This is a genomic window from Anaerostipes amylophilus, assembly GCF_025567365.1.
Classification (GTDB): domain Bacteria; phylum Bacillota; class Clostridia; order Lachnospirales; family Lachnospiraceae; genus Anaerostipes; species Anaerostipes amylophilus.
This window is the reverse complement of record NZ_JAOQJG010000003.1, coordinates 156,122-168,152: the sequence shown is the minus strand read 5'-3', so window position 1 is coordinate 168,152 and position 12,031 is coordinate 156,122. Positions and strand designations below refer to the sequence as shown.

Sequence of the window (12,031 nt, the reverse complement as noted above, 5' to 3'; positions counted from 1 at the left end):
TTCAACCATCTCTTTTCTCTCGAAAAATGACAGCTCCATTTGTGTCTGTTCTTTTGATCTTCGTATGGCAGCTTTTTAACCTGTGAATTGTTTCCTTATGCGGATGTCCATATCTGTTATTTTGTCCACAGGATATGATCGTTTGTTCCGGCAATACCTTTTGCAAAAATTCGCTGCTCGTAGAATTCTTAGAACCATGATGTGCTACTTTTAATATTTCTGCGTGGCTAAGTCCTTCTCCCAGAAGCTGTTCTTCTCCTTCTTTTTCTACATCCCCTGTAAGAAGTAATTTGTATCCAAGCACATTCCCTTGCATGACAATTGAAGCCGCATTCTTTTCCATCTTACTGTTCTTTACCGGATGGAGAACTTTAAGATAATCATCTTTCGTCTTAATTGTTCTTCCTCTCGATAAATAAAAAACTTTAGTATTATTTTGTCTTGCCGCTTCTATGATCTTTTCCATTGCTGCATCCTTTTGTATTTCAGGAAGTCCAAGATATTCAATCCTTCCCATCTTAAGAAGTTCAAGAATTCCAGAATAATGATCCACATCCATATGGCTGATAACTGCAATTTTGACCCTTTGATATCCAAGATATTTTATATATGGGAGAATCCTATATTTTCCAACTTGATCTTCACTACTGCTTCCTCCATCTGATATTATCAGTCCTGCATTGGTATCAGCAATAAAACAGTCTCCCTGTCCAACATCAAGAAAAGTGATCGTCTTCTTTCGAAACTTTGGTATAAATATAAGAAGCACAATTCCTGTATAAACAAGACCAATCCTGATCTTAAATTGAAGTTTATTTCTTTTAGAAGTACACAACAAAAGCAGACTATAAAACAAAATCACCCAGAAAAATGGTACATGCCCGATTGTAAGCATTCCATATGATCGTTTGGAAAGCCATAAGATCACATATATCATCCACGAAATGATATCGTGAAAAATTGTATGTGGAAGAAAGATCAAAACAAACGCCACCGTAAATGCCGTCGATGCCAATGGTACAGCTATCACATTTGCCAAAAACGAAAGAAGCGGTGCTTCATATTGAAAATAAATTATTATTGGAAACATTCCAATCTGAATCGCTGTACAAAACAATAAAGATTCTCTTATTTTTTGAAACTTGCCCTTAAGCCTTGGCTTGATCCTCTGATAACATCCGATCACAAAAACCGCTGTAAATGAGTAAAGGAACGCTGTATCATAAATCCTGTATGGACGTATAAGAAGCAATATCACACCAGCAAAAGAAGCCGATGATAATAAATCGTAATGTTCTCCTAAAATCTGCGATAAAAAATAGATCAAAAGCATGATCAATGCTCTTAAAGAAGATACTGAAAATCCCGTTAAAGCACAATAAAATACCGCTGACATCGTTCCAATAACTGAACTGATCATAAAGCTGCCACAAAGTCTGCGAAACAGCCGATAAATGCTTCTTCCTGCCAGCGAAATATGAAGTCCAGATACTGCCATTAAATGAATCAGACCGCTTTCTTTAAAATCATCTTTTACAGTATCATTAAGCTTTGTTTTATCTCCAAGCATCATTGCATTCAGGAAATTTGAAATTCCTTCATCATACTGCATACTAAGTTGTTGTTTTAAATATTTTCTGCATCTTGCGATCATTTGATCTAAGCATAACTCTGTAGATTTTTTAATAAGTATGTCTTTTGAATATGCATGATAATAAATACCTCTGCTAAAATAATAATGCCTGTTGGAAAACTGTCCTGGATTGGTTGCTCCATCAAAGACTTTAAGGCTGCCCCTAAAAGATACGACATCGCCTGAACTTATTTCTTCGTCATTTGATGTATATAATAAAATTTTTCCTTCCAGCATATCATTTTTAAGAAGCAATGCCTGCTTTCCGGTTTTTGTTTGCGATACTTCAACTACCTTTCCTATGATATCCTGTGTTTCATTATATCTGACTTGTGAAAAATCAAGATTCATCGAGATTTTAGCAGATGCAGCAAATATAATTCCTAAGATCATTCCTGCGATGATCCATCCATATCCCTTATCAAAGCAAAGCATACACACCATAATGCAGAGTCCTGCAAGTAAATAAAAAGCCGTTGCCATGGATAAAATATTCCATACAACGGCCATTCCGGATAATACTCCGGTAAATATAAGAACCATAGGTCTTTTTTTCATAAATCATTTCATTGGCAATTCATCAAACACAAAACTGTCTCTTCCAAGTGCTCCTAATGCTGTTCCATCTGTATCAAGCATAGGTTCTCCTGAAATCGAAAATGATACATAGTTAATTCCTTTCAATTGAGTTAATGTATAAACAATCCCCGCACGACAGATTAAATCTTTGTTCTCTGCAATCCGTTTATATCCCATTGAAAAATCAACCTGAACAATATTGCTGTTCACCTCAAAACTGTTGATCACAATTCTCTTTGGTATAACAGACCGTATGTTCTGACTCTTTGGCGTCTTCTGAAGTTCTCCTAATAACGTCTGAACTTTCTGAATCTGACTGCCTTTTAATCTGATATTTTTTCTTTTTAATATGAGTTTTGTCACATCATTGTTTGTGTAATAAATCGCCGTTCCTTTTTGATTGCTCTGGTCATTCGTTTCTTTCTTTGACCGGCATCCTGTAAGTGCCAGAACAAGAATCAGACAGAACATCATCATAACAGATTTTTTCTTCATCTTCTCCTCCTAGCCTTTATATTTTAACGGAATTCTTAAGGTAAATGTTGTTCCTTCACCAACTTTACTGTACAGCTTAATCTCTCCATTATGAAGAGATACAACGCTTTTCGTGATCGCAAGTCCAAGTCCGGTACCTCCAGTATCTCTTGATCTTGCTTTATCCACTCGATAGAAGCGATCAAATACCTGATCCTGACAGTCCTCTGGAATACCTACACCTGAATCCGCTACTTTCACATAGAAATACTTATGATCAGCATTCAATGTAACACGGATCCATCCGTCATCTTTGTTGTATTTAATACCATTCTCGATCAGATTTGTGAGTCCAAGTGATAATTTCACTTCATCAATCTCCGCAGTAACCGGACGAAAACTTTCAAAGATCAATTCAATATTACGTTGAAGTGCCAGCGGCTTTAATCTCTTCATAACAATCTCTAACAATTCATTAATGCTGACTGTAGTGATCTGAAGCTGTGCTGCTTTCTTATCTAGTTTTACCAAGGATAACAGGTCAGAAATAATAACATTCTCTCGATCGATCTCCGCGACAATATCCTGCATAAATTCACGGTATAGTTCTGCTGGAACCTGATCTCCCTGCTGAATCAGAGAATCTGCAAGAACTTTCATTGATGTCATTGGTGTTTTTAATTCATGAGACACATTCGATACAAATTCCTGTCTGGATTCTTCTAATGTCTGCATTCTTCCAAGAATCTCGTTAAAGCGCTGTACAATCATACGCATTTCCAAAAATCCTGTCTCTTCAATCGACTCATCCTCATGCCCAGATGCAATAAAATCAACGTCTTTCTGAATCTTCTTTAAATCTCTTGTCAGTAAATAACTGATTGCCATCGCCGCACACAATCCGCATATAATGAAAGCAACCAAAAGCATATTCCTTCTGTGTTCCATCTCGATGACTGCACCCATCATATCTTCTGATGGAACAGTCGCTATTACTGCACCAAGAATCTGTGTTTTATTTCCTGTCTTGTATGTGATTGGAACCAAAACTTCAATATATTTTCCATTCTCTGTAACAATTCTTTCTTTGTTTCCCTCCATGATATCAAGAATATTCTGATTCAGGAAGAATCTTGACTGAAAATCTGTATGTGTATCTTTTATGATCTTATAATTACTTTTGATTACGATGATCCGACCATTCATACTCGCTGCTAATTTATCTGTCTGGGTAGAAAGAGAGTTGGAGCCATCGTCTAAACGAAAATCAACTCCAACTACCTGATCTCCAAGCCATGCACACTGACTAGCTACACTATCAACTTTCTGATCATATATTTTCTCTCGATATCCATCATTCAAAAACTTACTAAAAAAAACAGATATCAATGTCGTCAGCAAAAAGATTGATAGAAAGATAAAGAACTGCATACTATGTAAGAAGGCAAATCGATCTCTCTTACGCTTGAAAATAGTAACCTACCCCCCACTTTGTATGTACATAGTCCGGTACTCCGGGATTCACTTCGATCTTCTCTCTCAGTCTTCGAATATGAACATCAACAGTTCTCGCATCTCCTGGATAATCGTATCCCCATACGGTATTCAACAGATCCTCTCTGCTATATACTTTATTAGGATGAAATACCAAAAGTTCAAGCAGATCAAACTCCTTGGCTGTCAGATTCACTTCTTTGCCGTGAATATGTACTCTGCGGCTTTCACAGTCGATCTTTAATCCTCTGGATTCTACAACTTTTGCAGATTCCTCTTCTTTCACATCGTGATGTGCGCTTCTTCGTAAAATAGCCTTGATCCTTGCCTTTACTTCCAGAATATTAAACGGCTTGGTAATATAATCATCTGCACCATATTCTAGTCCTAGAATCTTATCCATGTCTTCTCCCTTAGCCGTCAGCATAATGATCGGAACATTAGAAAATTCACGAATTGCCTGACACACTTCAAATCCAGTCAGACCAGGAAGCATCACATCAAGAAGAATGATATCGTACTTATTCTCCTTTGCTTTCTCTAATGCTTCTTCGCCATCGTAAGCACAGTCAACCTGCATCTCGTCTTGTTCTAAACTGAATTTAATGCCTTTCACGATTAGTTTTTCATCATCAACAACTAAGACCTTCCTCATTTTTCCACCTCTATAAATTATATTGTTATCTTGTCTTTGATCTTATTATAGATTCCCTCTTTGATTCCTTGAATCTTCATGATATCTTCAGGGCTTGTAAAAGAGCCATGTTCCTCTCGATAAGAAATAATATCATTCGCCTTCGATTCTCCAATTCCAGAAAGTGTCTTTAATTCCTCGACACTTGCAGTATTGATATTAATCTTTCCAGAGGAAGATTGTGTGGCGTTCACATCGGTTGTTTCCTTCTTTGTTACTTGTTTCTTCGATGGGATTGTAATCTGCTGCCCATCTTTCATCTTCTCTGCCTGGTTAATACTCTCTGCTGATGCCTTGGATGTCAGTCCTCCAGATGCCTTGATCGCTGCTACGATCCGGTCGTCCTTTGAAAATTTATATACACCTGGATGCTTTACTTCTCCACAGATATAGACGTAAATAGAATCTTTGGATGAGGATTTCCTGGCCGTTGTCGTCTTCTCCTGCCTTGATGCTATCATTACATCACTTCTGCGTGTACATCCACTAAATATAAATATCACCACCAGCAAAATGTTTATTATTTGGACTCTTCTAAACAACATAAACCTCCCGGTCTTATGCAAAGAGCCTGGAACATGTAAATCTATTTTCTATTTTAGCGAAAATTATAATACTTTACAAGAGATATTTATCATTTCCATTTAAATATTAACAAACCTGCAACAAACAAAACAACTCCTAAAAGTTTTATCCATGCAAAACCTGTTTTTTCCACTCCAAACAATCCAAATACCTCGATCAGATAAGAAATAACACTTTGCGATGCAACGATCAGCATAGCAGACTGTGCAGGACCCAGACTTTCGATACTTTTAATTACCGTAAATGTGATCGCTGCTCCAATCATCCCTCCAAGCAAAAGGTATTTAGGACTTACTTTTAGAAGCATTGTAAAGCTTTGATCTTTTTCTGTCACAAACCATATGATCAAGCATGCCAGAAATCCTGTTGCCTGAACAAACGTACTCGTTGTCCAGGTACTGCTTTGTTTTGTTACTTCTGTATTAAACACTCCCTGAATGCTCATAAGTGCACCCGAAACTAACGCAATGATCAACCCTAACATATAAAAAAACCTCCATGAAAAACTATCTTTTTATAAATAGTCTTTCCACAGAGGTTCATTTTATACATCTTATGCAATACAATCTTCTAAAATAGAAAGCATCTCATCAACATGTTCTTTTTCAATGACAAGTGGTGGCACGAAACGAATGACATTATTTCCTGCTGAAATTAAGATCAGTCCTTTCTCTAATGCTTTCTTAACAATATCTCCAACTGGATGATCTGCATCAAATTCAAGACCTTGCATCAAGGCAATTCCTCGATGTCCTGTAATAAAGCTGTATTTATCTTTTAATTCTTCTAATTTATCCCACAGATATGCTCCCACTTCTTTTGCATGTTCTGGAATCTGTAATTTCTCAAACTGATCAAATACGGCATTGATCGCTGCTGTTGCAAATGGATTTCCTCCATAAGTTGTTCCATGATCTCCTGGAACTAAAGCCCCATCAGCCTTTTCTCCTACAACAAATGCTCCAACTGGAACACCACATCCAAGTGCCTTTGCAAGTGTTAAAACATCTGGTTTCACTCCATAAAGATCATGTGCAAATAAGGATCCACAACGTCCCATTCCACACTGGATCTCATCAAAGATCAGTAAAATATCTTTTTCATCACAAACTTTACGAAGTCCCTCTAAGAATTCCTTATCTGCAGGGAAAATACCACCTTCACCCTGAACAACCTCACAGATGATTCCGCAAGTCTTGTCTGTAATCTTTGATACAACATCTTCTAAGTTATTAAATTCTGCAAATACGGCACGGAATTCTTTTGGCACGAATCCATCCTGATAATGGCTGTTACCCGTAACAGATAAAGCTCCCTGGCTTCTTCCGTGGAAAGAATGATTCATAGCGATAAATTCATAATCTTTGGAATCATCTTTGTTATATGCATACTTTCTTGCAACTTTTAATGCACCTTCGATCGCTTCTGTTCCACTATTTGTAAAGAATACTTTTTTAAGTCCTGAAGCATCAACAATCTTCTTTGCAGCTTCTACTGCTGGAATGTTGTAATATAAATTTGATGTATGGATCAGCTTGTCAATCTGATCTTTTAATGCCTGATTGTAGGCTTCATTTCCATATCCTAATGCAAATACGGCAATTCCTGCACCAAAGTCTAAATATTTTTTATGGTCAGCATCGTATAAATAAACGCCTTCCCCTTTTTCTAATACAACTGGAAAACGATTGTATGTCTTTAAGATATACTGTTCTCCCTGGTCGATATATTCCTGCTGAGTTTTCATCTTAACATCCTTCCTCATCTTCACTGAATAATGGTTTATCAAATAATGGTTCTTTTAAGATAGCTGTTCCGATACCTTTTTCTGTAAAGAACTCCAGTAACAAACAGTTTGTCAAACGTCCATCTAAGATATGAACTCTGGAAACTCCACCTTCGATCGCTTCAATACAGTTTTTAAGTTTTGGAAGCATTCCTCCACCAACAACTCCGTTGTCAATAAATTCTTTTGCCTGTTTTAAATCCATCTCAGAAATCAGTGTTGATTTATCCTCAGGATCTACAAAAACACCTTCGATATCTGTTAAAAATACAAGTTTCTCTGCATTTAATGCTTCTGCAACTGCACATGCTGTATCGTCAGCATTAATGTTATATGCTTCGTAATTATCTCCTAATCCGATTGGAGAAATAACTGGTACAAAATCATCTTCGATCAGTGCTTCAAGAAGTGTTGTATCAACGCTCGTTACTTCACCAACATATCCAAGATCTTTTCCTGGCATCTCTTTTTTCTTAACGCGGATCATTTCTGCATCTTTTCCAGAAAGACCTACTGCTTTCACTCCAACTTCTGCCATCATGGCAACCAGTTCCTGATTAACTTTAAATAATACCATCTCAGCAACTTCCATTGTCTCTTTATCTGTGACACGAAGTCCATGATAAAATTCAGGTTCTTTTCCTGACATACGAACCCACTTGCTGATTTCTTTTCCCCCACCATGTACGATGATCGGTTTCATACCTACTAATTTTAATAAAGCAACATCTCGGATAACACTCTTTTGAAGATTCTTATCTTTCATGGCACTTCCACCATATTTAACAACAACATAACTGTTATTAAAACGACGGATATATGGTAATGCTTCTGTTAATACCTTTGCTTTTTGTTTTGACTGTTCGATTAATTCTTCGATTTCATTTTCCATCTGTTCCATTCATTTTTCCTTTCGTAACTGTCTTGCTTTTCTGTATTTTATTTTATGATCTGTAATCCGCGTTGATCGTTACATAATCATGAGTCAGGTCACATCCCCATGCAGTTGCCTCAAAATCTCCATTATGTACGTTGATATCTGCTGTCACTGCATCTGCGGATAATACTTTTGTTGCCTCATCTTCAGAATAATCTGTTGCAATTCCATCCTTTACGATTTCAATCACACCATCCGCACTCTTTAAGCTGATGTCAACCTTCACTGGATCAAAATCAACTCCCGCATATCCAAGTGCGCAAAGAATTCTTCCCCAGTTCGCATCTTTTCCATAAATTGCTGCTTTTGTAAGACTTGACGTCACAACAGATTTACTTAAGATTTTCGCATTTTCTTTAGAATCTGCACCTGCTACATGAACTTCAAATAAACGTGTACATCCTTCTCCATCCCCTGCGATCTGTTTTGCAAGAGACTGGTTCACATATAATAAACCTTCTTTGAATGCTTCATAATCAGCATCTTTTTCTGTGATTTCTTTATTCTCTGCCATTCCATTTGCTAAAACGAAAACAGTGTCATTTGTAGATGTATCTCCATCAACAGATACCATATTGAATGTATCTTCGATCAGTTCTCTCTGAAGTTCTAATAATAAAGCTTTATCAATCGCTGCATCTGTTGTGATAAATCCAAGCATTGTTCCCATGTTTGGATGAATCATTCCAGAACCTTTGCACATACCTGCAATTGTAACTGTCTTTCCAGCAATTTCTACTTCTACCGCTGCTTCTTTTGGTTTTGTATCGGTTGTAAGGATTGCCCATGAGGCATCTTCTTCACTCTGTCTGTCAGCTTTCAATTCAGGAACTAATTTCTTGATTCCTTCTTTAATAACATCCATTGGAAGCTGCTGTCCAATAACTCCTGTGGAACCTACGACAACTTCTTCTGGTTTGATATCTAACAAGGCTGCAACTTCTTTTGCTTCTGTTACAGCATTTTCATATCCCTGTGCACCAGTACATGCATTGGCAATTCCTGTATTAACTACAACGGCTCTGACTGCTTCTTGTTCCTCTACAATCTTCTTTCCCCATAAAACTGGAGCTGCTTTTACGATGTTCTTTGTAAATGTTCCTGCGATCTTTGCTGGCACTTCACTTACGATCATTGCCATATCTTTGTTTGTCTTCCCTGGTTTGACTCCAGCACGAAGTCCTGCACATTTGAAACCTTTTGGAGCTGTTACTCCGGCATTGATGATCTTCATAATTCTAGTCCTTCCTTACCAAAGTTCTATGGGAACATTGGTACTAATTCTAATCCTTCAGTTTCTTTTAATCCAAACATAAGATTCATGTTCTGTACTGCCTGTCCAGCTGCACCTTTTACAAGGTTATCCATAGCACCCATCATGATGATGCGGTTTGTACGTTTATCAATCTTAAAGTTGACATCTACATAGTTACTTCCTTCTACCCATCTTGTCTCTGGGCAGACATCTTTATCTAAAACTCTGACGAATTTTTCATCTTTATAATAAGAATCATAGATTGCTTTGACTTCTTCATAGCTTACATCTTTCTTAAGTGTTGCATAAGCTGTCACCAAAATTCCACGATTCATTGGAATTAAATGTGGTGTAAAGTTTAATAACACTTCTTCTCCAGATGCATAGCTTAACTGATCTTCAATCTCTGGAGTATGTCTGTGTGTTGCGACTCCATATGCTTTGATGTTTTCATTGACTTCACAATATAAGTTGTTGACTTTTGCTCCACGTCCAGCTCCGGATGTTCCTGATTTTGCATCGATGATCACACTGTTCATCTCGATCAGTCCTTCCTTCGCCATTGGGTAGATAGATAATGTAGAGCATGTTGGATAGCATCCTGGATTAGCGATCAATCGTGCTTTCTTGATATCTTCACGGTTAATCTCACAAAGTCCATAAACTGCTTCATCGATAAATTCTGGACTTTGGTGTTTGATTCCATACCATTCTTCATAACGATTGACATCTTTGATACGGAAATCTGCACTTAAGTCGATGATCTTAACTTTTGATAAGATATCTTCTGACACTAATGAGCTGCACAGTCCCTGTGGTGTTGCTGTAAATATGACATCTACTTTGGATGCAAGTTCATCCATGTTATCGTCTAAACATTTGTCATCCACAATCTGAAACATATTTCTAAATACTTCATAATATTTCTGGTCTATATAACTTCTGGATCCATACCATACAACTTCTGCATCTTTATGTTGTGTAAGGATTCTTACAAGTTCCTGTCCTGCGTAACCTGTGGATCCAATGATTCCTGCTTTGATCATGTTAATCTCCTTGTCCTTCTCTTTTATAATGTAGGTTATTTTTTCAATCATTGTTCATAAGTATACAACCGAATTTTAAAATATGCAATAGTTTTGTATAAATATGCAATTGTTTTTCATTTTATTCATTTTTATGTTATAAATATTCATTATTTTCGAAAATAGAACTTGCAAAAGATGCAAATATAACGTATATTAATAGACAAGCAAATATTTATATGAACATGCGGGATTTTGATTTCGAAATATTACATTCTATATAATAAGAAAGATAAGAAAGCATCCCGTCAATATACACTTAGGAGGATTTATTTCATGAAAGAAAAAGTTGTTTTAGCATATTCCGGAGGTCTTGATACTACAGCTCTGATTCCTTGGCTTAAGGAAACATTTGACTATGAAGTTATCTGTTGCTGCGTTAACTGTGGACAGGGTAACGAATTAGACGGACTTGATGAAAGAGCAAAATTATCCGGAGCATCTAAATTATATATCGAAGATATCGTTGATGATTTCTGTGATAACTACATCATGCCATGCGTACAGGCAGGTGCTGTATACGAACATCAGTATCTTCTTGGAACATCTATGGCTCGTCCAGCAATCGCTAAGAAATTAGTTGAGATTGCAAGAAAAGAAAACGCAGTTGCTATCTGCCACGGTGCTACAGGAAAAGGAAATGACCAGATCCGTTTTGAACTTGGTATCAAAGCTTTAGCTCCAGACATCAAGATCATCGCTCCATGGCGTATGACAGACGTATGGACAATGCAGTCTCGTGAAGATGAAATTGAATTCTGTGAAGCACACGGAATCCATCTTCCATTTGATGCAAGCCACAGCTACAGCCGTGACCGTAACTTATGGCATATCAGCCACGAAGGTCTTGAATTAGAAGATCCTTCTTTAGCACCAAACTATGATAACATGCTTGTTTTAGGAGTAACTCCACAGAACGCTCCTGATAAAGAAACAGAAGTTACTATGACATTTGAAGCTGGTGTTCCTAAGACATTAAATGGAAAAGAAATGAAAGTTTCTGAGATCATCACTGAATTAAACCGTCTTGGTGGCGAAAATGGTATCGGTATCGTCGACATCGTTGAAAACCGTGTTGTAGGAATGAAATCCCGTGGTGTATACGAAACTCCAGGTGGAACAATCTTAATGGCAGCTCACGAACAGTTAGAAGAATTGATCCTTGACCGTGAAACAATGGAAGCTAAGAAGAAACTTGGAAGCCAGATGGCTCAAGTTGTATACGAAGGAAAATGGTTCACTCCACTTCGTGAAGCAATCCAGGCATTCGTTACATCTACTCAGAAATATGTAACAGGTGAAGTTAAATTCAAACTTTACAAAGGTAATATCATCAAAGCTGGAACTACTTCTCCATACAGCTTATACAATGAATCTTTAGCATCTTTCACAACTGGTGATATGTATGATCATCATGATGCAGATGGATTTATTACATTATTTGGACTTCCTTTGAAAGTTCGTGCTATGAAGATGCAGGAAGCTGAAAAGAATAATAATAAATAAAAC

At 37.1% G+C, this 12,031-nt stretch carries 11 protein-coding genes; 1 reads left to right on the top strand and 10 read right to left on the bottom strand.

The window, feature by feature from the left end; all coding sequences use genetic code 11:
- Nucleotide 1 precedes the first annotated feature (1 nt).
- The 10 genes from OCV53_RS05255 to argC form a co-directional block, all read right to left on the bottom strand.
- On the bottom strand, nt 2-2,191 hold the full coding sequence (locus OCV53_RS05255; protein WP_055196932.1) for a DNA internalization-related competence protein ComEC/Rec2: 2,190 nt from the start codon (nt 2,189-2,191) through the stop codon (nt 2-4).
- Between the two features lie 3 nt (nt 2,192-2,194).
- Entirely contained in the window at nt 2,195-2,707 is a 513-nt protein-coding gene (locus tag OCV53_RS05250) for a GerMN domain-containing protein (protein WP_022375306.1), read from the bottom strand.
- 9 nt (nt 2,708-2,716) lie between these two features.
- Nucleotides 2,717-4,048, bottom strand: coding sequence for a sensor histidine kinase (locus OCV53_RS05245; RefSeq protein ID WP_242852124.1), 1,332 nt, complete (start codon nt 4,046-4,048; stop codon nt 2,717-2,719).
- Nucleotides 4,049-4,145: 97 nt separating this feature from the next.
- Nucleotides 4,146-4,835: a response regulator transcription factor gene (locus OCV53_RS05240; protein ID WP_022375308.1), complete on the bottom strand. Its 690-nt coding sequence runs from the start codon at nt 4,833-4,835 to the stop codon at nt 4,146-4,148.
- Nucleotides 4,836-4,852: 17 nt separating this feature from the next.
- Nucleotides 4,853-5,335 (bottom strand): ComEA family DNA-binding protein, encoded by a 483-nt coding sequence (locus OCV53_RS05235; protein WP_242852123.1) that lies wholly within the window; start codon nt 5,333-5,335, stop codon nt 4,853-4,855.
- Nucleotides 5,336-5,508: 173 nt separating this feature from the next.
- Entirely contained in the window at nt 5,509-5,943 is a 435-nt protein-coding gene (locus OCV53_RS05230; protein ID WP_055196929.1) for a DMT family transporter, read from the bottom strand.
- A gap of 69 nt (nt 5,944-6,012) precedes the next feature.
- Nucleotides 6,013-7,206, bottom strand: coding sequence for an aspartate aminotransferase family protein (locus OCV53_RS05225; protein ID WP_172674548.1), 1,194 nt, complete (start codon nt 7,204-7,206; stop codon nt 6,013-6,015).
- Nucleotide 7,207: 1 nt separating this feature from the next.
- On the bottom strand, nt 7,208-8,146 hold the full coding sequence (gene argB / locus OCV53_RS05220; RefSeq protein WP_055196924.1) for an acetylglutamate kinase: 939 nt from the start codon (nt 8,144-8,146) through the stop codon (nt 7,208-7,210).
- Between the two features lie 43 nt (nt 8,147-8,189).
- Entirely contained in the window at nt 8,190-9,416 is a 1,227-nt protein-coding gene (argJ, locus tag OCV53_RS05215) for a bifunctional ornithine acetyltransferase/N-acetylglutamate synthase (RefSeq protein WP_055196922.1), read from the bottom strand.
- Nucleotides 9,417-9,442: 26 nt separating this feature from the next.
- Nucleotides 9,443-10,483: an N-acetyl-gamma-glutamyl-phosphate reductase gene (argC, locus tag OCV53_RS05210; protein WP_022375314.1), complete on the bottom strand. Its 1,041-nt coding sequence runs from the start codon at nt 10,481-10,483 to the stop codon at nt 9,443-9,445.
- Between the two features lie 315 nt (nt 10,484-10,798).
- On the opposite strand from argC, the gene OCV53_RS05205 reads away from it, so the two are divergent.
- On the top strand, nt 10,799-12,028 hold the full coding sequence (locus OCV53_RS05205) for an argininosuccinate synthase (protein ID WP_022375315.1): 1,230 nt from the start codon (nt 10,799-10,801) through the stop codon (nt 12,026-12,028).
- Nucleotides 12,029-12,031 lie beyond the last annotated feature (3 nt).